The organism is Streptomyces sp. RLA131 (assembly GCF_056270125.1).
The window spans coordinates 2,734,496-2,753,921 of record NZ_JBWDOQ010000002.1; the positions used below are offsets into that span (position 1 = coordinate 2,734,496).

19 protein-coding genes and 1 pseudogene are annotated in these 19,426 nt (G+C 70.1%); 13 read left to right on the forward strand and 7 right to left on the reverse strand.

Annotated features, from left to right (window positions below; all coding sequences use genetic code 11):
* Window positions 1-103 precede the first annotated feature (103 nt).
* Window positions 104-1,111, forward strand: a complete 1,008-nt coding sequence (locus RWE79_RS13455) for an aldo/keto reductase (protein WP_475940306.1) — start codon at window positions 104-106, stop codon at window positions 1,109-1,111.
* A 44-nt stretch (window positions 1,112-1,155) separates the two neighbouring features.
* On the forward strand, window positions 1,156-1,758 hold the full coding sequence (locus tag RWE79_RS13460; protein WP_475940307.1) for a TetR/AcrR family transcriptional regulator: 603 nt from the start codon (window positions 1,156-1,158) through the stop codon (window positions 1,756-1,758).
* Between the two features lie 51 nt (window positions 1,759-1,809).
* On the opposite strand, the gene RWE79_RS13465 is transcribed toward RWE79_RS13460, so the two are convergent.
* A complete protein-coding gene (locus RWE79_RS13465; RefSeq protein ID WP_475940308.1) occupies window positions 1,810-3,192 on the reverse strand; it encodes a glycine--tRNA ligase in 1,383 nt (460 codons plus the stop codon).
* Between the two features lie 160 nt (window positions 3,193-3,352).
* Here RWE79_RS13465 and RWE79_RS13470 point away from each other — a divergent pair, with 160 nt between their 5' ends.
* From RWE79_RS13470 to RWE79_RS13485, 4 genes are all read left to right on the forward strand, one after another.
* Window positions 3,353-4,321, forward strand: a complete 969-nt coding sequence (locus RWE79_RS13470) for a metal ABC transporter substrate-binding protein (protein WP_475940309.1) — start codon at window positions 3,353-3,355, stop codon at window positions 4,319-4,321.
* 21 nt (window positions 4,322-4,342) lie between these two features.
* On the forward strand, window positions 4,343-5,137 hold the full coding sequence (locus RWE79_RS13475) for a metal ABC transporter ATP-binding protein (protein ID WP_475940310.1): 795 nt from the start codon (window positions 4,343-4,345) through the stop codon (window positions 5,135-5,137).
* A 17-nt stretch (window positions 5,138-5,154) separates the two neighbouring features.
* Complete coding sequence (locus RWE79_RS13480; RefSeq protein ID WP_475940311.1) at window positions 5,155-6,048, forward strand: metal ABC transporter permease; 894 nt, start codon at window positions 5,155-5,157, stop codon at window positions 6,046-6,048.
* Between the two features lie 68 nt (window positions 6,049-6,116).
* Window positions 6,117-6,539, forward strand: a complete 423-nt coding sequence (locus tag RWE79_RS13485) for a Fur family transcriptional regulator (RefSeq protein ID WP_475940312.1) — start codon at window positions 6,117-6,119, stop codon at window positions 6,537-6,539.
* A 44-nt stretch (window positions 6,540-6,583) separates the two neighbouring features.
* Here RWE79_RS13485 and RWE79_RS13490 read toward each other — a convergent pair whose 3' ends face one another.
* Together RWE79_RS13490 and recO are read right to left on the reverse strand one after the other, a co-directional pair.
* The gene (locus RWE79_RS13490) at window positions 6,584-7,402 is read right to left on the reverse strand and encodes an isoprenyl transferase (RefSeq protein WP_475940313.1); all 819 of its coding nucleotides are present in this window, start codon (window positions 7,400-7,402) and stop codon (window positions 6,584-6,586) included.
* Window positions 7,403-7,415: 13 nt separating this feature from the next.
* Window positions 7,416-8,162: a DNA repair protein RecO gene (gene recO, locus RWE79_RS13495; protein ID WP_475940314.1), complete on the reverse strand. Its 747-nt coding sequence runs from the start codon at window positions 8,160-8,162 to the stop codon at window positions 7,416-7,418.
* 53 nt (window positions 8,163-8,215) lie between these two features.
* On the opposite strand from recO, the gene RWE79_RS13500 reads away from it, so the two are divergent.
* The gene (locus RWE79_RS13500; RefSeq protein WP_475940315.1) at window positions 8,216-8,578 is read left to right on the forward strand and encodes a DUF1304 domain-containing protein; all 363 of its coding nucleotides are present in this window, start codon (window positions 8,216-8,218) and stop codon (window positions 8,576-8,578) included.
* Window positions 8,579-8,594: 16 nt separating this feature from the next.
* On the opposite strand, the gene RWE79_RS13505 is transcribed toward RWE79_RS13500, so the two are convergent.
* Both RWE79_RS13505 and leuA read right to left on the reverse strand, forming a co-directional pair.
* Window positions 8,595-9,311 carry a TerB family tellurite resistance protein gene (locus RWE79_RS13505; RefSeq protein ID WP_475940316.1) on the reverse strand — a complete coding sequence of 239 codons (717 nt, stop codon included), beginning with the start codon at window positions 9,309-9,311 and terminating at the stop codon, window positions 8,595-8,597.
* Window positions 9,312-9,527: 216 nt separating this feature from the next.
* Window positions 9,528-11,291, reverse strand: coding sequence for a 2-isopropylmalate synthase (leuA, locus tag RWE79_RS13510; protein ID WP_475940317.1), 1,764 nt, complete (start codon window positions 11,289-11,291; stop codon window positions 9,528-9,530).
* A gap of 308 nt (window positions 11,292-11,599) precedes the next feature.
* Here leuA and RWE79_RS13515 point away from each other — a divergent pair, with 308 nt between their 5' ends.
* Complete coding sequence (locus RWE79_RS13515; protein WP_475940318.1) at window positions 11,600-12,733, forward strand: M4 family metallopeptidase; 1,134 nt, start codon at window positions 11,600-11,602, stop codon at window positions 12,731-12,733.
* Window positions 12,734-12,742: 9 nt separating this feature from the next.
* On the forward strand, window positions 12,743-13,009 hold the full coding sequence (locus tag RWE79_RS13520) for a protealysin inhibitor emfourin (RefSeq protein ID WP_475940319.1): 267 nt from the start codon (window positions 12,743-12,745) through the stop codon (window positions 13,007-13,009).
* A gap of 73 nt (window positions 13,010-13,082) precedes the next feature.
* Here RWE79_RS13520 and era read toward each other — a convergent pair whose 3' ends face one another.
* Complete coding sequence (era, locus tag RWE79_RS13525) at window positions 13,083-14,042, reverse strand: GTPase Era (protein ID WP_475940320.1); 960 nt, start codon at window positions 14,040-14,042, stop codon at window positions 13,083-13,085.
* 145 nt (window positions 14,043-14,187) lie between these two features.
* Between era and RWE79_RS13530 the strand changes: the two genes are divergently transcribed.
* From RWE79_RS13530 to RWE79_RS13540, 3 genes are all read left to right on the forward strand, one after another.
* Window positions 14,188-15,486 (forward strand): ammonium transporter, encoded by a 1,299-nt coding sequence (locus RWE79_RS13530; RefSeq protein WP_475945786.1) that lies wholly within the window; start codon window positions 14,188-14,190, stop codon window positions 15,484-15,486.
* A gap of 112 nt (window positions 15,487-15,598) precedes the next feature.
* Window positions 15,599-15,952, forward strand: coding sequence for a WXG100 family type VII secretion target (locus tag RWE79_RS13535; protein ID WP_475940321.1), 354 nt, complete (start codon window positions 15,599-15,601; stop codon window positions 15,950-15,952).
* A 58-nt stretch (window positions 15,953-16,010) separates the two neighbouring features.
* Complete coding sequence (locus RWE79_RS13540) at window positions 16,011-17,657, forward strand: hypothetical protein (RefSeq protein ID WP_475940322.1); 1,647 nt, start codon at window positions 16,011-16,013, stop codon at window positions 17,655-17,657.
* Window positions 17,658-17,670: 13 nt separating this feature from the next.
* Here RWE79_RS13540 and RWE79_RS13545 read toward each other — a convergent pair whose 3' ends face one another.
* Window positions 17,671-18,927 (reverse strand): RNA-guided endonuclease InsQ/TnpB family protein, encoded by a 1,257-nt coding sequence (locus RWE79_RS13545; RefSeq protein ID WP_475940323.1) that lies wholly within the window; start codon window positions 18,925-18,927, stop codon window positions 17,671-17,673.
* Window positions 18,928-18,952: 25 nt separating this feature from the next.
* Between RWE79_RS13545 and tnpA the strand changes: the two are divergent.
* Window positions 18,953-19,370: pseudogene (gene tnpA, locus RWE79_RS13550) on the forward strand (IS200/IS605 family transposase).
* The last annotated feature ends 56 nt before the right edge of the window (window positions 19,371-19,426 follow it).

The window sequence follows — 19,426 nt, forward strand, 5'->3', positions numbered from 1 at the left end:
GCGAGCCGACACATGGACTGACAGATATTGAAATCTGTCAGTCCATGTGCCACTCTCGGAGGTGTCAGCTGCTTTCCCCGGCCCGACGAAAACGGAGCACACCATGCTCGACCGCCCCCTCGGCACGACCGGCCCCCGGGTCTCCGCTCTCGGCCTCGGCTGCATGGGCATGTCGGCCCTCTACGGCGACACCGACCGCGCCGAGTCCGTCGCGACGATCCACGCCGCCCTCGACGCCGGGATCACCCTCCTCGACACCGGCGACTTCTACGGCATGGGCCACAACGAGATGCTGATCGGCGAGGCCCTGCGCTCGGCGAGCCCCGCGCACCGCGAAAAGGCGCTCACCAGCGTCAAGTTCGGCGCCCTGCGCGGCCCGGCCGGCGAGTGGTCCGGCTACGACGGCCGCCCGGCGGCGGTGAAGAACTTCGCCGCGTACTCGCTCCAGCGCCTGGGCCTGGACCACATCGACGTCTACCGGATCGCCCGCCTCGACCCCGCCGTCCCCATCGAGGAGACCGTCGGGGCCATCGCCGAACTGGTCGAGGCCGGTTACGTACGGCACATCGGCCTCAGCGAGGTCGGCGCCGAGACCGTCCGCCGCGCGGCCGCCGTCGCCCCCATCAGCGACCTGCAGATCGAGTACTCGCTCATCTCGCGGGGCATCGAGGACGAGATCCTGCCCACCCTGCGCGAGCTGGGTATCGGCGTGACGGCCTACGGGGTGCTCTCGCGCGGGCTCATCAGCGGCCACTTCACCCGCGACCGGCAGCTGGCCGCGAACGACTTCCGGGCGATGAGCCCCCGCTTCCAGGGCGCGAACCTCGACCACAACCTCCAGCTCGTGGACGCCCTGCGGAAGATCGCCGAGCAGAAGGGCGTGTCCGTCGCCCAGACCGCCATCGCCTGGGTCCTGGCCCAGGGCGAGGACATCGTGCCGCTCGTCGGCGCCCGCACCCGGCAGCGCCTGGACGAGGCCCTGGGCGCCACCGACGTCACGCTGGACGCGGACGACCTGGCGGCCGTCGAGCGCGCCGTCCCGCCCGGCGCGGCCTCCGGCGACCGCTACCCGGCCGCCCAGATGGCACATCTGGACAGCGAACGCCGCTGAGCTGGGAGACTGGAGCCCTCCCGACCCGAAAGGCCCGCGAAGCGATGCCGCCCGAGACGCTGACCCCCGAACGCATCCTCGAAGCCACCGAGGACGTGCTGCGGCGCTACGGCCCGGCGAAGGCCACCGTGGTGGATGTGGCGCGCGCGCTGGGCGTCAGCCACGGCAGCGTGTACCGGCACTTCCGTACCAAGGCGGCGCTGCGCGAGGCGGTGACGCAGCGCTGGCTGGACCAGTCGCACGCGAGGCTCGAAGCGATCGCGGAGGGCGGCGACGCCCCGGCGGCGGAGCGGCTGCGGGGCTGGCTGGCCGAGCTGTTCGCCGCGAAGCGGCGCAAGGCGGGGGGCGATCCCGAGCTGTTCGCCACGTACCAGGCACTGGTGGCGGAGCACAGCGGAGTGGTCGACGAGCACATCGTGAGCATGGTCGCGCAGCTCGCGGTGATCATCTGCCAGGGCGTCGCCGACGGGCAGTTCGACCCGGCCGCCGGGGCCGACGCACAGACCGCCGCCCGGACCGCGCGGGCCGTGTGGGACGCCTCGGCGCGCTTCCACGACCCCGCCCACGCCGCGGACTGGACGCAGCCCGGGATCGACGGGGACTTCACCGCCGTGTGCGACCTGGTCCTGCGTGGCCTGGCCCCCTGAGAGGGCCAGGCCACGGGTGGTTCCCCGGGTGCCCCGGGTGCGGTGCGGCGATCAGCAGCCGAGCAGACGGCTGCCCAGGTAGGACTGGACCTGGTCCAGCGAGACGCGCTCCTGCTTCATGGTGTCGCGCTCGCGCACCGTCACCGCGTTGTCGTCCAGGGTGTCGAAGTCGACGGTGACGCAGAACGGGGTGCCGATCTCGTCCTGGCGGCGGTAGCGGCGGCCGATGGCGCCCGCGTCGTCGAAGTCGATGTTCCAGTTGCGCCGCAGATCGGCCGCCAGGCCCTTGGCCTTGGGCGAGAGCTGCGGGTTGCGGGACAGCGGCAGGACGGCGACCTTGACCGGCGCCAGGCGCGGGTCGAGGCGCATCACGGTGCGCTTCTCCATGACGCCCTTGGCGTTGGGCGCCTCGTCCTCGTTGTACGCGTCGAGCATGAACGCGAGCATCGCCCGGTTCAGGCCCGCCGCGGGCTCGATGACGTACGGGAAGTAGCGCTCGCCGGCCTCCTGGTCGAAGTACGACAGGTCGGTGCCGGACGCCTCGGAGTGCGCCTTGAGGTCGAAGTCGGTCCGGTTGGCGATGCCCTCCAGCTCGGAGAACTCGGTGCCGCCGAAGTTGAAGCGGTACTCGATGTCGACGGTGCGCTTCGAGTAGTGGGAGAGCTTCTCCTTCGGGTGGTCGAACCAGCGGATGTTCTCCTCGCGGATGCCGAGGTCGCGGTACCAGTCCCAGCGCTGCTGCATCCAGTACTCGTGCCAGGTCTCGTCCTCGCCGGGCTTGACGAAGAACTCCATCTCCATCTGCTCGAACTCGCGGGTCCGGAAGATGAAGTTGCCCGGGGTGATCTCGTTGCGGAAGGACTTGCCGGTCTGGGCGATGCCGAACGGCGGCTTCTTGCGCGAGGTCTGCTGGACGGTGGCGAAGTTGATGAAGATGCCCTGGGCGGTCTCGGGGCGCAGGTACGCGGTGCCCGAGGCGTCCTGGGTGACGCCCAGCGTGGTCTTCAGCAGGCCGGAGAACTCCTTGGGCTCGGTGAAGGAGCCCTTGTTGCCGCAGTGCGGGCAGTTGATGTCGGCCAGGCCGTTGGCGGGCTCGCGGCCGTGCTTGGCCTCGTACGCCTCGGTCAGGTGGTCGGCGCGGAAGCGCTTGTGACAGGAGGTGCACTCGGTGAGCGGGTCGGTGAAGGTGGCGACATGGCCGGACGCCTCCCAGACCTCGCGGGCGAGGATCACCGACGAGTCGATCCCGACGACGTCGTCGCGCGAGGTGACCATGGAGCGCCACCACTGGCGCTTGATGTTCTCCTTGAGCTCGATGCCGAGCGGCCCGTAGTCCCAGGCGGCGCGCTGGCCGCCGTAGATCTCACTGCTGGGGAACGCGAAGCCACGGCGCTTGCTCAGGCTGACGATGGTCTCGATCTTGTCGGCGGCCACGGTGCTCTCTTCAGTACGACGAAGCGGATGTCTCAGATTACCGGCGGGTGAGGGTGCCGTATCAAATCGGTTCTGCGCCGGGGGGCGTGGGTGACAGTAGGACCTGGGTCACACAGAGGCCAATTGACAATCGTTTCCAGTTTTGTTGAAAATGGGAGTCATGAACATAGGTCGCCGCCTCCTCGTCCCCACGGCTGTCGCCGGAGCCGCCGCGCTCGGCCTCATATCCCTGTCGGCATGCTCCTCCAGCGGCGCCGGGAGCATGACCAGTGACGGAAAACTGAAGGTCACGGCCTCCTTCTACCCGATGGAGTTCCTGGTCGACCAGATCGGCGGCAGCCATGTCAGCGTCACCGAACTGACCAAGCCCGGCGTCGAACCGCACGACCTGGACCTCACCCCCCGGCAGACCGCGGCACTGGGCGAGTCCGGGGTCGTGGTCTACCTCAAGGGCCTGCAGCCCGCGGTCGACGACGCGATCGCCCAGTCCGGCGTGAAGTACATCGCCGACGCCTCGGCGCTGACCTCCCTGGAACAGCACGGCACCGAGGTCGACGGTCACGACCACACCACCTCCGACAACACCGGCGGCGGCAGCGAGGAGTCCGGCGCCGATCCGCACATCTGGCTGGACCCGGTGAAGTACGCCCAGGTCGCCAGGGGTGTCGAGAAGACCCTCGCCAAGGCCGACCCCGGCCACGCGACCGCGTACGCGAAGAACCTGAAGTCGCTGACCGGCAAACTGGACACGCTGAACACCGAGTTCGAGGACGGTCTGCGCGACCGCACCTCGGACACCTTCCTCACCACCCACGCCGCCTTCGGCTACCTCGCCGAGCGCTACGGCCTGGTCGAGGAGGCGGTCAACGGCATCGACCCGGAGTCCGAGCCCAGCGCGGCCAGGATCAAGGCACTGCACACCCTCGCCGGGAGCAAGCACGTCTCGACGGTCTTCTTCGAGACGCTGGTCAGCGACCACACCGCCAAGACCCTGGCGGGCGACCTCGGGCTGCGCACTGATGTACTCGACCCCATCGAGGGCATCACGGCGAAGTCCCGGGGCGGCGACTACATCGAGGTCCAGCGCAGCAACCTCAAGGCCCTCCAGACGGCACTCGGGGCCAAGTAAGTGATCACGGAGGCGGCATCCATGGCACCTGCACCCATCGCGTCCACGGAGCGCGAACACGTCATTTCCCTGCGGCAGGCGACGGCCTCGCTCGGCTCACGGCCGGTGCTGCGCGGCATAGACCTCACGGTGCGCCGCGGGGAGGTCGTCGCGCTGCTCGGGGCCAACGGCTCCGGCAAGTCCACGGCGGTGCGCGCCGTGGTCGGCCAGGTGCCGCTGTCCGGCGGTGAGCTGGAGCTGTTCGGCACGCCGCTGCGCGGCTTCCGCGACTGGGCCCGGATCGGCTACGTACCGCAGCGCACCACGGCGGCCAGCGGTGTCCCCGCCACCGTCCGCGAGGTCGTCTCGGCCGGGCGGCTGGCCCGCACCAGGCTGGGGCTGCCGCGCAAGGAGGACCGCGCGGCCGTGGACCGGGCGCTGGAGCTGGTCGGCATGGCCGACCGGGCCAGGGACTCGGTCAACGCGCTCTCCGGCGGCCAGCACCAGCGGGTGCTGATCGCCCGCGCCCTGGCCGGCGAACCCGAACTGCTCATCATGGACGAGCCGATGGCCGGGGTCGACCTGGCCAGCCAGGGCATCCTGGCCGGCACCCTGCGCGAGCAGGTCGCCGCCGGCACCAGCGTGCTGCTCGTACTCCATGAACTCGGCCCCCTGGAACCGCTGATCGACCGCGCGGTCGTGCTGCGCGACGGCTGTGTGGTCCACGACGGGCCGCCGCCCCAGGCCGTCGGCCAGCACGCGCTCCCCGGCCACGACCATGTGCACCCGCACGCGGACCCGGCCTCCGGACCGCTCCGTACCGGCCTGCTGACCTAAGGACCCAAGGACCCGAGATGGATCTCCTCACCTACGCCTTCATGCAGCGGGCCCTGCTCGCCGCGGTCCTGGTCGGCATCACCGCCCCCGCCATCGGCATCTACCTGGTGCAGCGCCGCCAGGCCCTGATGGGCGACGGCATCGGCCATGTCGCCCTCACCGGCGTCGGCCTCGGCTTCCTGCTCAACGCCAGCCCGGTGTGGATGGCGACCCTGGTCGCCGTGCTGGGCTCGGTGCTGATGGAGCTGATCCGCTGGTTCGGCAGGACCCGCGGCGACATCGCCCTGGCCATGCTCTTCTACGGCGGCATGGCGGCCGGTGTGATGCTGACCTCGCTGTCGAAGACCGGCACGACCGCCAACCTGACCACGTACCTGTTCGGTTCGATCACCACCGTCGCGCCCGAGGACATCCCGGTGATCTGCGTACTGGCCGGCTTTGTGCTGCTGGTCACCATCGGCCTGCGGCGGCAGCTCTTCGCCGTCAGCCAGGACGAGGAGTTCGCCCAGGTCACCGGCCTCCCGGTGCGGATGCTGAACCTGCTGGTCGCGATCACCGCGGCGGTCACCGTCACGGTGGCGATGCGCGTGGTGGGCCTGCTGCTGGTCAGCGCCCTGATGGTGATCCCGGTGGCCGCCTCGCAGCAGATCTCGCGCAGCTTCGCCATGACCTTCGCCATGTCGATCGCCATCGGCGTCGTGGTGACCCTGTCCGGGACCGTCACCTCCTTCTACGTGAACGTGCCCTCGGGCGCGACCATCGTGCTGATGGCCATCGGGCTGTTCGTCGTACTGACGGCCGTCGCCGGCCCGCTGGCCGCGAAACGCGCCCGGCAGGCCGCAGAGGCCGAGGCGCGGTGCACCCTTGAGGTACCCGTGACGCGCAGCCCCGGGGACGACGTGAAGGTATGAGCCGACGGGACGGCCTGGCAGAATGGCCCGTCGGACACAGTTACGGGACGACCGAGAAGGAGGCACCGGTGACGACCGCCAAGCAGCCCCCAGTGCGCGGCCGATCGACCCGCCAGCGCGCCGCCGTGGCCGCCGCGCTCGACGAGGTGGACGAGTTCCGCAGCGCCCAGGACCTGCACGACCTCCTCAAGCACCGCGGCGACTCCGTGGGACTGACCACGGTCTACCGCACCCTCCAGTCCCTCGCCGACGCCGGCGAGGTCGACGTCCTGCGCACCGGCGACGGCGAGTCGGTCTACCGCCGCTGCTCCAGCGGCCACCACCACCACCTGGTCTGCCGCGTCTGCGGCAAGGCGGTCGAGGTCGAGGGCCCGGCCGTCGAGAAGTGGGCCGACGCCATCGCCGCCGACCACGGCTTCGTCGACGTCGCCCACACGGTGGAGATCTTCGGCACCTGCGCGGAGTGCGCCGCCGCGGCCACCGCCGGCTGAACCGCGCCCCCCTGTCCTCGCACTGTCCTCCCGCTGTGCTCCCGCTACGCCTTCGGCTCGACCTCGTTGGGAAGCGCGCCGCCGAAGCGGCGGTCCCGGGACGCGTACTCCAGACATGCCCGCCACAGGTCACGGCGGTCGAAATCCGGCCACAGCACGTCCTGGAAGACCATCTCGGCGTAAGCGGACTGCCAGATCAGGAAGTTGGACGTACGCTGCTCGCCCGACGGGCGGATGAACAGGTCCACGTCCGGCATGTCGGGGTGGTACATGTACTTCGACAGCGTCTTCTCGTTGACCTTCGAGGGGTCGAGCCGCCCGGACCTTATGTCCTGCGCCATCGCCTGGGCGGCGTCGGCGATCTCGGCCCGGCCGCCGTAGTTGACGCACATGTAGAGGGTCATCGCCTTGTTGCCGCGGGTCTGTTCCTCGGCGACCTGGAGTTCGTTGACGACGCTCTTCCACAGCTTGGGCATCCGCCCCGCCCAGCGGATCCGGATGCCCATGGCGTCCATCTCGTCGCGGCGGCGCCGGATCACGTCGCGGTTGAAGTTCATCAGGAACTTGACCTCGTCGGGCGACCGCTTCCAGTTCTCCGTCGAGAACGCGTACAGCGAGAGGTTCTTGACGCCCAGTTCCAGGCAGCCCTTGAGCACGTCGAGGACGACGGACTCGCCGACCTTGTGGCCCTCGGTGCGCGGCAGTCCGCGCTCCTTCGCCCAGCGGCCGTTGCCGTCCATCACCACCGCCACATGCTGCGGCACCAGCTCACCGGGGATCTTCGGGGGCTGCGCGCCGGACGGGTGCGGGTCGGGGGCCCGGTACTCACGTCGGGAACGGGTCAGAATCCCGCGTACTGCCATTGCGCGTGCCTTCCTATTTCTCCACGAACCTGAGCGAGCGCAGGCCGCGCTCCAGATGCCACTGCAGATACGCCGCCACCAGCCCGCTGCCTTCCCGGCAGTGGCGAGGCTCGCACGCATCAGCCGTCTCCCAGTCCCCGCCCAGCAGGGCACCCAGGAGTTCCAGCGACTCCAGTGAGGGTACGACGCTTCCGGCCGGGCGGCACTCGCCGCATACGACTCCTCCCGCCGCGACCGAAAAGAACCGGTTCGGGCCGGTGAGTCCGCACTTCGCGCAGTCGTCGAAACTCGGCGCGTATCCGTTGACCGCGAGCGAACGCAGCAGGAACGCGTCCAGCACCAGCCGCGGGTCGTGCGAGCCCTCCGCGAGCGTCCGCAGCCCGCCGACCAGCAGCAGATACTGCTGGACCGCCGGCTCCCCCTCGTGGTCGGTGAACCGCTCCGCCGTCTCCAGCATCGCCGTGCCGGCCGTGTAGCGGGCGTAGTCGGTGACGATCCGGCTGCCGTACGCCGCGATCGTCTCCCCCTGGGTGCACAGCGGCAGCCCGCGGCCGATCAGCTCCCCGCCCCGCGCGAAGAACTGCACGTCCACATGGGAGAAGGGCTCAAGGCGGGCCCCGAACTTCGACTTGGTCCGCCGCACGCCCCGCGCCACGGCCCGCACCCGGCCACTGCGGCGGGTGAGCAGGGTGATGATCCGGTCCGCCTCACCCAGCTTCTGGGTGCGCAGCACGATGCCGTCGTCGCGGAACAGACTCATGGCATCCATTGTCCCGTACTACGGCGGTGCCCCTGCCCCGTACCCTGCATCCCATGTCGATCACCGCAACCGTGGCCGTGCTGGCCATAGCCGCCCTGCACGCCTACATCCTGGTCATGGAGATGTTCCTGTGGACCACCCCGAGAGTGAGAGCCTCCTTCGGCACGACGCCGGAGTTCGCCGAGGCCACCAGGGCGCTCGCCGCCAACCAGGGGCTCTACAACGGCTTCCTGGCCGCCGGCCTGGTGTGGGGCGCGGTCGCCGGTGACCCGGTGGGCTTCGCCGCGAAGGTGTTCTTCCTGGTGTGCGTGGCCGTGGCGGGGGTCTACGGGGCGGCGACGGCGTCGCGCCGGATCGTCTTCGTACAGACCGTGCCGGCGCTGATCGCGCTGGCCCTGGTGCTGGCCGCCCGCTGACGGCGGCCGGTCACGGCTACGACGGGGTACGGGCGGCCGCCTCCAGCAGCCGGTCGGTGTCCTCGCGGCTCAGGCCCAGACAGCGGCCGACGGCGGTGAGGACCTCCCGCTCGGGGGGCAGATAGGGGCCGTCGGCAAGGGCGATCCGGGCGCCCTGGAGCAGGACCCGCTCACGGCCCTGCGGGGCGAGGTGGCGGGCCAGCGGTTCCAGGGCCTCGTGCAGTTCGATCGACAACCAGCTGCCGCAGCCGTCGACGGCGTCGGCCAGACCGGCCGGGCCCCAGGCGTCCGCCGCCCCGGGGAAGCGGCCCTCGTCGGCCACTATCGCCGCGAGCAGCCCCAGCAGCTGGTCCTCGGTGCAGTCGGTGAAGCCGGCCGAGCGGACCGCCCCCACCGCCGCGCTGCGGGCCGCCCCGCCGCCCGCGCCGCCGGCCGTGAGGACCGCAAGGGCGACGGTGTGCACGGCGTCGCGCAGCATCGCGGAGAAGACGGTGGTGGTGGGACGGGCCAGCGCCTCCGGGCCGGACCGGCCCCGGCACAGCACGCACTCCACGACCGTCCCGGCGCTGCCGCGCGACCACAGCGGCAGCCCCAGCACGGTCAGCCGCCGGACCCCGGTACGCCGGCGGTACCCGCGGTCACCGCCGCAGTCCGCGCAGAAGAAGTCGCCGTCCCCCTCGGTGTGCCAGGTCGTCCGCACGCCCACGACGCACAAGCCCTTGATCTGGAGCACCTGGCACCCTCCGGCCACCGCATCGTCCCGGTTCGTCCCGGCACGGACCGTGGTGTGCGCGCATGCGCGTAGCGCCCCGGCACCGTTGCCGTGTTTCCGTGATGTTAGCCACAGCGATGACGTCGAGTCAGTACCGCGTAAGGGGGCAATTCAGAATCGGCCACGCGTCCGGGGCCGCGGGGCGGCCCCGGAGCCCCGGACACGGGGGTGCGAAGGTCAGCGCGCGGCGCGGTTGACGGCCGATACGACGGCCTTCAGGGAGGCGCGCGTGGTGTTGGGGTCGATGCCGATACCCCACAGGACCTGGCCGTCGATGGCGCACTCGATGTACGAGGCGGCCTGGGCGGACGCGCCCTCGCTCATGGTGTGCTCGGAGTAGTCCAGCAGGCGGGCGTCGACCCCGACGGCCGCCAGCGCCTCGAAGAAGGCCGAGATGGGGCCGTTGCCGGAGCCGGTGAGAACGGTCTCACGGCCGTCGACGACCGCCTCGACGGACAGCGTGTCGATGCCGTCCTTGTCGGTGGTGGACTGGCCGGCCCGCAGCTGGACGCGGCCCCAGGCGTTCTCCGGGTTGGGCAGGTACTCGTCCCGGAAGACCGACCAGATCTCGGCGGGGGTGATCTCGCCGCCCTCGGCGTCGGTCTTGGCCTGGATGATCCTGGAGAACTCGATCTGCATGCGGCGCGGCAGGTCCAGCTTGTGGTCGTTCTTCAGGACGTAGGCGATACCGCCCTTGCCGGACTGCGAGTTGACCCGGATGACGGCCTCGTAGGAGCGGCCGACGTCCTTGGGGTCGATGGGCAGGTACGGCACGGCCCACTCGATGTCGTCCACGGTCTTGCCGGCGGCGGCCGCGTCGGCCTCCATGGCGTCGAAGCCCTTCTTGATGGCGTCCTGGTGGGAGCCGGAGAAGGACGTGTAGACCAGGTCGCCCACATAGGGGTGGCGGGCGTGGACCTCCATCTGGTTGCAGTACTCGGCGGTACGGCGGATCTCGTCGATCTGGGAGAAGTCGATCTGCGGGTCGACGCCCTGGCTGAACAGGTTCATGCCCAGCGTGACCAGGTCGACGTTGCCGGTGCGCTCGCCCTGCCCGAACAGGCAGCCCTCGATGCGGTCGGCGCCGGCCATCAGGGCCAGCTCGGCGGCGGCCACCGCGGTGCCGCGGTCGTTGTGCGGGTGGACCGACAGGCAGACGTTCTCGCGGCGCGACAGGTTGCGGGACATCCACTCGAAGCGGTCGGCGTGCGTGGACGGCGTGGAGCGCTCCACGGTCGCCGGCAGGTTGAGGATGATCTCGCGGCCGGGCTCGGGCTGCCAGACGTCCATGACGGCCTCGCAGACCTCCAGGGCGAAGTCCAGCTCGGTGTCGGTGAAGATCTCGGGGCTGTACTGGTAGCCGAACGCCGTCTCGTCACCGAGGATCTTCTCGGCGTACTCCACGACCAGCCGCGTGCCGTCCGTGGCGATGGCCTTGATCTGCTCCTTCGAGCCGCGGAAGACCACCCGGCGGAAGGTGGGCGCGGTGGCGTTGTACAGGTGCACGGTGGCCCGGGCGGCGCCGCGCAGCGACTCCACGGTGCGCTCGATCAGGTCCTCGCGGGCCTGGGTCAGCACGGAGATGGTCACGTCGTCCGGGATCGCGCCCTCTTCGATGATGGAACGCACGAAGGCGAAGTCGGTCTCGCCGGAGGAGGGGAAGCCGACCTCGATCTCCTTGTAGCCCATCTTCACCAGCAGATCGAACATCGCGCGCTTGCGGGCCGGCGACATGGGGTCGATGAGCGCCTGGTTGCCGTCACGCAGGTCGGTGGACAGCCAGCGCGGGGCCTTGGTGATCCGGTTGTCGGGCCAGGTGCGGTCCGGGATGTCCACGGCGTCGTACGGCCGGTACTTGTGGATCGGCATCGCGGTGGGCCGCTGGCGTACGGTCGCGGCGGTGACGGGCGTGGGGCGGCCGACGGAACGGGGGCTGGTCATGTGCTGGGGCTCCTCTTGGGGTCCGGCTGGCGTACGGCCGACGGCGGCGAATTCGCAGCGCCAAACTCCGCGGGGAGGGGGTCGGCCTCGACTACAGGCCCTCGCCGCGGCAGCTAAGGAGAAGCAGCCCGAAACGCATGATGCTGACGACCCTAGCCCAGCCCGGCGGCCTCTCACAGCCGCAGAGCCGTTCTTCTCAGTATGCAAGATCCGGCGGGATACGCGTAAAAGCGCAGATCTTCCCCCCTTTTCATCAATCGTCGTCGCAAACAGTGACAACCCGCTTACTCCGTGCCAGATTGCCGGGCATGACCAAAACACCCGACACACCGGTTTTCTGCACGATCATCCCGCCGCACATCCTCGACAAGGTCGCCAGGAACGAGGACCAGGCCCTCGCCGAACCGGCCCGCCGCACCCTGGAAAGGGACGCCGCGCTGCGCACGCGGCGGCGCCTGGAAACCGTCAGCGCGATCGGCCCGGTGCCTGCGGGGGCGCCATCGGACCGACCCCGGCGCACGGTGTACGACGCCCGGCACCGCACCGACCTGCCGGGCCGCAAGGTCCGGGGCGAGAACGACAAGCCCAGCAAGGACATCACCGTCAACCGGGCCCACGACGGCCTCGGCGCGACCTTCGAGCTGTACCTGAAGGCGTACAACCGGCACTCCATCGACGACTCCGGGATGCAGCTGCTGGCCAGCGTCCACTTCGACGAGGGCTACAACAACGCCTTCTGGAACGGAGAGCAGATGGTCTTCGGCGACGGTGACGGTGAGATCTTCAACGACTTCACCGTCTCCGTCGACGTCATCGGTCACGAACTGACCCACGGTGTGACGTACCACACCGCCAACCTGGAGTACTTCGGCCAGTCCGGCGCTCTCAACGAGTCCCTCTCGGACGTCTTCGGGTCACTGGTCAAGCAGTACGCCCTCCAGCAGACCGCCGACCAGGCCGACTGGCTGATCGGCGCGGGGCTGCTCGCCGAGCGGGTCACCGGAGTCGCGCTGCGCTCCATGAAGGCCCCCGGCACCGCCTACGACGACGACGTCCTCGGCAGGGACCCGCAGCCCGCCACCATGGAGCACTACGTCCGCACCGGACGCGACAACGGCGGCGTGCACATCAACTCGGGCATCCCCAACCACGCCTTCTACCTGGTCGCCGAGGCGCTGGGCGGCCACGCCTGGGAGCGGGCCGGCCAGATCTGGTACGACACCCTCACCGGCGGCGAACTCTCCTCCACCGCCGACTTCGCCGCCTTCGCCCGCCTCACCGCGGCCTCGGCCCGCGCCCGCTACGGGGAGGCCGAGGAGTACCGGTCCGTGCTCAAGGCCTGGTCCCAGGTCGGCGTGCCCGCCAACGGCGGCGGCGCCGAACTCCCCCGGCAGACCCCGGCCCCGGCCCCGGAAGGTGCGCGGCCCCCGGTAGGGGGGTAGGCGCGGCACATGCGCATAAACGTCATCCGCTCCGGCGGCTTCGCCGGAATCGAGCGCCGGGCGGCCCTCGACACCACCGGCCGCCCCGACGCGTTCCATCTGCACGCCCTGGCCCGCGACACCCTCGCCGCGGGCCGGGGCCGGCCCTCGTCCGGTGTGCCCGACGGCTTCCACTACGAGATCACCGTCGACGGCCGGACCGTGCACTGCGCCGACCCGCACCTGAGCGACGCGCAGCGCGAACTGGTCCGCACCGTGCTGAAGGAGGGCGCGTAACGCCCGGCGCCGCGCGGTGCACCGGGCGGCCCGGTGCACCCGCCCCGGTGCACCCCCGCCCCGGTGAACCCGCCTAGAAACCGAGCTTGCGCAGCTGCTTGGGATCCCGCTGCCAGTCCTTCGCGACCTTCACATGAAGATCGAGGAAGACCGGGGTCCCGAGCAGCGCCTCGATGTGCCGGCGGGACTTCGTGCCGACCTCCTTGAGGCGGGCGCCCTTGGGGCCGATGATGATGCCCTTCTGGCTGGGCCGCTCGATGTAGATGTTGGCGTGGACGTCCAGCAGCGGCTTGCCCTCGGGGCGGTCCTCGCGGGGGATCATCTCCTCGACCACGACCGCGATGGAGTGCGGGAGTTCGTCACGTACGCCTTCGAGGGCTGCCTCGCGGATCAGCTCGGCGACCATGACCTGCTCGGGCTCGTCGGTGAGGTCGCCCTCGGGGTAGAGCGGGGGGCTCTCGGGGAGCAGCGGCACCAGCAGGTCGGCGAGGAGCGAGACCTGCCGGCCCGCGACGGCCGAGACGGGAATGATCTCGGCCCATTCGATGCCGAGTTCCCTGCCGAGCTGGTCGATGGCGATGAGCTGCTCGGCCAGGGCCTTGGAGTCGACGAGGTCGGTCTTGGTGACGATGGCGATCTTGGGCGTCTTGCGGACCTCGGCCAGTTCCTTGGCGATGTACTTGTCGCCGGGGCCGAGCTTCTGGTCGGCGGGGATGCAGAAGCCGATCACGTCGACCTCGGCCCAGGTGGTGCGTACGACGTCGTTGAGCCGCTCGCCGAGCAGTGTGCGGGGCTTGTGCAGCCCCGGGGTGTCGACGAGGACGAGCTGCGCCTCGGGGCGGTGGACGATGCCACGCACCGTGTGCCGGGTCGTCTGGGGCCGGTTGGAGGTGATGGCCACCTTCGTACCGACCAGAGCGTTCGTGAGGGTGGACTTGCCGGCGTTGGGACGGCCGACGAAGCAGGCGAAGCCCGCGCGATGGGTGGCTTCCGTTGCTTCCGATGACGGGTTACGAGCGCTCATGGCGTCCATTCTCCCTGATCCGCTCGGCCCGGCCGACCGTGAGCTTTCAGTAACCGACAGGCAATGAAACACGTACGAAACACAGGCGCCCACATCCGGAAACCCGCGGAGGCGACGCTCTCAGTCGCCTGCCCAGCGAAAGGTGCCCTTCGTGCTGTATCTGTCCGCCGCCGGGATCGACTCCGGCGACACCGCCTGGCTGCTCGCCAGCACCGCCCTGGTGCTGCTGATGACACCGGGCCTGGCCCTGTTCTACGGCGGCATGGTCCGCACGAAGAGCGTCCTGAACATGCTCATGATGAGCTTTGTGTCCATCGCCCTCGTCACGGTGGTCTGGCTGGTCGCGGGGTACTCGCTCGCCTTCGGCACGGACGCCGGGGGGCTCGGCCTCATAGGCTCCCTGGACCACCTGGGGATGAACGGCATCACCCCGGGAAGCCTGACCGGGCATGTGCCGACGCTGCTGTTCGCGACGTTCCAGCTGACCTTCGCGATCGTGACCGCGGCACTGATCAGCGGGGCCATCGCCGACCGCGCCAGGTTCGGGGCGTGGGTGGCCTTCGTCCTGGTCTGGACGCTTGCCGTATACGTTCCGGTGGCTCACTGGGTCTTCGGTACCGGTGGCTGGATCGTCAGCCGGCTCGGGGCCCTGGACTTCGCCGGCGGCACCGTCGTCGAGATCTGCTCCGGCGCCTCCGGACTGGCGCTCTGCCTGGTCCTCGGGCCCCGGCTGGGCTTCCGGAAGGAGGCCATGCGCCCGCACAACCTGCCGCTGGTGCTGCTGGGCGCCGGGCTGCTGTGGTTCGGCTGGTTCGGCTTCAACGCCGGGTCCGCGCTGGGCGCCAACGGTCTGGCGGCCGCCGCGTTCCTCAACACCCAGGCCGCCGGCTGCGCCGGGCTGCTCGGCTGGCTCATGGTGGAGAAGCGCCGCGACGGTCACGCCACGACGCTGGGCGCCGCCTCGGGCGCCGTGGCCGGCCTGGTCGCCATCACCCCGGCCTGCGGATCGGTGGACCTGCCGGGCGCCCTGGTCGTCGGCCTCACGGCGGGGCTGCTGTGCTCGTACGCCGTGAGCTGGAAGTTCCGGCTCGGCTTCGACGACTCCCTGGACGTGGTGGGCGTCCACCTCGTCGGCGGCGTCGTCGGCACCCTGCTCATCGGCCTGTTCGCGACGGCCACCATGACCGGCGGCCCGCAGGGGCTGCTGCACGGCGGCGGCCTCGGCCAGCTCGGCCGGCAGTTCGTCGCCGTGGCCGTGGTGGGCGCGTACGCCTTTGGAGTGAGTTACGGGATCGGCAAGGCCATCGACCGGCTGATGGGTTTCCGCGCCTCGGCCGAGGAGGAGCTGACCGGACTCGACCTCACCGTCCACGCGGAGACCGCGTACGACCACGGAGCGCTCGGTCACGGCGCCCCGCAGGCGGCCTCGGTCGGGGCGGCCGCAGCCCGCTGACCTTGGTCAAGAGTGGTTCCGGAGTTGGCCAAGTGCCCGGGGTGACGCGGGGATTCGGCTAGGCTGCCGCCCGCGCGGCGAGGTGCGCCGGTCGACACGGGGGAACGGTGGCGTGAACTATCTGAGTGATGCCTGGCATGACGGTGAGCAGTTGGTCGGCGACGCGGTACAGGTCGGCAAGGACATCGTCATGGCGCCGGTGGAGATCGCCCACTGGGCCCTGGAGGCGATGTTCGGCAGTACCGCCGACGTCGGCCGGATCGCGACCGAACTGGCCGCCCTGGGCAAGCAGATCGACCAGCTGAGCAAGGAGATGAACACCGCCGTCGGCCAGGTCGACTGGCACGGTGAGGCGGCCGACGCCTTCCACTCCCATGCCCAGGGCCGGATCCGGGAGTTGCGGAGCGCCGCCGACAACCTCGACGCGCTGAGCGAGTCGGTGAAGCGCCTCGCCGACGTGCTGTGACCTGACAACGGCAATCGGGAAGCGGACAACGGGTAACGGGTAACGGGGAGAAGACCGCATGGCCAAGGAACAGTTCGGCGTTCAGCTACAGCATCTCAGCGCACTCCAGAAGGACTGGCACACCGCGAGCGAGCGCGTCGAGGAGATCGCCGGGAAACTCGACGAGGCGAAGGCCGCCATCTCGCGGGCGGCCTCGACCGATCTCGCAGCCGGCGCCGCCGCCATGGGCCCGGCCCTGCTGGCCGGCCTCGCCACCGCCTACCAGGTCCTCCAGGACGTCCGGGAGATCGAGGCGCAGGCGCACACCCTCGCCGAGACACAGGCCAGACTGAAGACGGAACTCGCGGACGACGCCCAGAAGCTCAAGGCCGTCGTGGAGGAGTACGCCGCCGTCGAGCGCAGGAACCACGACGGCATGAAGAAGCGGGACTCCGACTCCGCTGACGACGCTGTCCCCACTGCCCCCCAGAGCGTCGGGCACACCGGCGGCGGGAGCGGAGGCGGCAGCGGCAGCGGAGGCGGCAGCGGCGGCCCCACCAAGTCCGACTCCTTCGACGGCAAGGGCACCGGCGACTGGAAGACGGAGGGCAGCTGGGACGCCTGGTCGCCGGGCAGGCACCACACGACCCGGGGCGCGGGCGTGGTCGACTCCCCGAACCTCACCGGGCTGCCGGAAGAACGCCGCGGCATCCTCGACCGGGCCCTGGAACGGATCAACCACCGGATCGGCTACAGCCAGTCGGCCACCACCAACGGCTACCGCGACGACTGCTCCGGCTTCGTCTCGGCCGCCTGGGGCCTGGACGGGCCGGGCGCCAACACCTACGGCCTGATGGGCAGTGGGATCTCCCACCAGATCACCAAGGACGACCTCCAGCCGGGCGACGCCCTGATCGCCGGCGACCACGTCGTGCTCTTCGGCGATCTCCCACCAGATCACCAAGGACGACCTCCAGCCGGGCGACGCCCTGATCGCCGGCGACCACGTCGTGCTCTTCGGCGGCTGGGCCGACTCGTCGCACACCACATACATCGCCCTGGAGGACAACGGCTCGCAGGGCACCGTGTCGCATGTGATCCCGTACCCGTACTACTCCGGGGACGCCGCGCACGAGAGGTCGATCGGCCACCCTTATGTGCCCTACCGCAGAAACGGCCTGTAGTACGCCCTCCCCCACTCACCCGAGGAAGCTCCGGTCACATGCCCGTCCGCCGTCTGCCCGCCGTGGTCGCACTGGCCGCTACGGCCCTGCTCGCCCTCACCTCCTGCACGGCCGGCGGCCCGGCCGCGGCCGCGGCCTCACCGCCCCGCAGCACGCCCGCCGTGGACCCCGAGCCGTCCGCCGACTGCGGGAAGGCCGAACTGCCCGCCGGGCACCGGATGGTGGAGCTCGTCAACCCGCCGGCCCAGGGCATCGTGCAGGCGCGGACCGCCGCCTTCAGCTGCGACCCGAACGGGGGCGGCTACGCGGGCAGGGGCACGGCCAGGGACTACACCTTCGCCCCGGACGTCGTGGCCCGGCTCGCCACCGGCGCCACCACCCACCGCACCGTCAGCTTCGACGCGCTGAGCGGGCACCTGCGCGCCTGCCTCGGCCAACAGGGCTCCGTACAGCAGCCGTTCTCCTGCTCGGGGAACATCTACGACATCACGCTGTCCGCGTCCGGCAGCGTCACGCGGATCAGCGAGGTCTGGCACTCTTGACTTCCTCCCCGGCCTAAAGGTCGGGGATTCCCGTCTGCTCCCACCGCGCGGGGGCTGTGGGCTGCTTCGGGTGGGTTGCTGCTTCGTCGCGCGGTGCCGGTACGAGTACCGGGCTTACCTGCGCTCCACAGCCGTTTACGGTCTCCGCCTGTCCGGCGGCGACCTTGCGTCCTTCGGTCCTGATGTTGAGCGCGGCGTTCACGTCGCGGTCGTGGACGGTCCCGCAGTTCCCGCAGGTCCACTCGCGGACCGTCAACGGTTTGGGGCCGTTCTTCACCCCGCAGGCGGAGCAGAGCTGCGAGGAGGGGAAGAACCGGTCCACGCGGGCGAAGGTCCGCCCGTACCGGGCGGCCTTGTACTCCAGCATGCTCACGAACGCGGACCATCCGGCGTCGTGCACGGACTTCGCCAGGCGGGTGCGGGCGAGGCCTTTCACCGCGAGGTCCTCGACGTACACCGCTTGGTTCTCGCGGATGATCGTCGTGGACAGCTTGTGGTGGAAGTCCCGCCGTGCGTCGGCCGTGCGGGCGTGAGCCCGTGCGACCTTGACCACGGCCTTCCTGCGGTTCGCCGAGCCCTTGGTCTTGCGGCTCAGGTTCTGCTGCGCCTTGCGGAGCTTCTTCTCCACGCGCCGGAAGAACTTCGGGGAGGAGATCTTGCGGCCGTCGGAGAGGACCGCGAAGTGGGTGAGGCCCAGGTCGATACCCACCTCGGGCATCGTCTGCGGCAACACCTCGGACCCGTCCGTCCCGACGACGAACGAGGCGAAGTACCGGCCCGCCGCGTCCTTGGTCACGGTCACCGTGGACGGGGTCGAGGGCAGGGCGCGCGACCACTTCACCGGCACGTCGCCGATCTTCGGCAGCGACAGCTTCCCGCCCGGCGTGATCCTCCAGCGGGCATTCGCGGTGAACCGTACCGACTGCCGGTTGTCGCGCTTGGACTTGAAGCGGGGCGCTCCCATGCGGGGGCGCTTGCCTTTGAGACCGTCGAAGAAGTTCCGGTAGGCGGTATCCAGGTCGCGGAGCGACTGCTGCAACACGACGGACGACACCTCGCCCAGCCACGCCCGCTGCGGAGTCTGCTTCGCCTGGGTGATGAGCAGCTTCGACAGGTCCCCGGTCTTCGGGAACGGAAGGCCCTCCGCACGGACGGCCTCCCGCGCCCTGAGGGCGTCGTTGTAGACCACCCGCACGCACCCGAACGCCCTGCCCAGCAGCACGCGCTGACCGGCCGTCGGGTTCAGGCGGAAGCTGTACCGAAGCTGCATACCGTGATCGTACTGAACTTGGTTTATGGCTGATATACAGAACATCCGTACTGGTAGGCACTGCACTTTCGCCCTTCATGCGCACTTGGTTTTTCGTGACGAAGTACCGGCATCGGGTCTTCAACGACGCCCACCTGAAACGGATGGAAGAGATCATGCGCGCGGTGTGCGCCGACTTCGAGTGCGAACTCGTCGAGTTCAACGGCGAGAACAACCACGTCCACCTCCTCATGAACTTCCCGCCCAAGGTCGCCCTGTCCAAGCTGGTCAACTCCCTGAAGGGCGTCAGCTCGCGCAGGCTCCGCCAGGAGTACCCGGAACTGGTCCGGCACTACTGGCGGGCGCAGCGCCTGTGGTCCGGCTCGTACTTCGCCGGATCGGCGGGCGGGGCTCCGCTGTCAATCGTCCGTCAGTACATCGAGCAGCAGAACCGTCCGCTTTGACCTGCGGCTCAGAGCACTTCCCAGAATCGCTTCACCACCGGGCCGAAGCCCGGCGC

Bases quoted from the DNA above. Each gene is read 5' to 3' on its own strand.
- RWE79_RS13515 (WP_475940318.1), top strand. From the start codon at position 11,600: ATGACCAAAACACCCGACACACCGGTTTTCTGCACGATCATCCCGCCG.
- RWE79_RS13540 (WP_475940322.1), top strand. From the start codon at position 16,011: ATGGCCAAGGAACAGTTCGGCGTTCAGCTACAGCATCTCAGCGCACTC.
- RWE79_RS13475 (WP_475940310.1), top strand. From the start codon at position 4,343: ATGGCACCTGCACCCATCGCGTCCACGGAGCGCGAACACGTCATTTCC.
- RWE79_RS13455 (WP_475940306.1), top strand. From the start codon at position 104: ATGCTCGACCGCCCCCTCGGCACGACCGGCCCCCGGGTCTCCGCTCTC.
- RWE79_RS13520 (WP_475940319.1), top strand. From the start codon at position 12,743: ATGCGCATAAACGTCATCCGCTCCGGCGGCTTCGCCGGAATCGAGCGC.
- RWE79_RS13460 (WP_475940307.1), top strand. From the start codon at position 1,156: ATGCCGCCCGAGACGCTGACCCCCGAACGCATCCTCGAAGCCACCGAG.
- RWE79_RS13490 (WP_475940313.1), bottom strand. From the start codon at position 7,402: ATGGCAGTACGCGGGATTCTGACCCGTTCCCGACGTGAGTACCGGGCC.
- leuA (WP_475940317.1), bottom strand. From the start codon at position 11,291: ATGACCAGCCCCCGTTCCGTCGGCCGCCCCACGCCCGTCACCGCCGCG.
- RWE79_RS13500 (WP_475940315.1), top strand. From the start codon at position 8,216: ATGTCGATCACCGCAACCGTGGCCGTGCTGGCCATAGCCGCCCTGCAC.
- RWE79_RS13480 (WP_475940311.1), top strand. From the start codon at position 5,155: ATGGATCTCCTCACCTACGCCTTCATGCAGCGGGCCCTGCTCGCCGCG.
- RWE79_RS13470 (WP_475940309.1), top strand. From the start codon at position 3,353: ATGAACATAGGTCGCCGCCTCCTCGTCCCCACGGCTGTCGCCGGAGCC.
- recO (WP_475940314.1), bottom strand. From the start codon at position 8,162: ATGAGTCTGTTCCGCGACGACGGCATCGTGCTGCGCACCCAGAAGCTG.
- era (WP_475940320.1), bottom strand. From the start codon at position 14,042: ATGGACGCCATGAGCGCTCGTAACCCGTCATCGGAAGCAACGGAAGCC.
- RWE79_RS13545 (WP_475940323.1), bottom strand. From the start codon at position 18,927: ATGCAGCTTCGGTACAGCTTCCGCCTGAACCCGACGGCCGGTCAGCGC.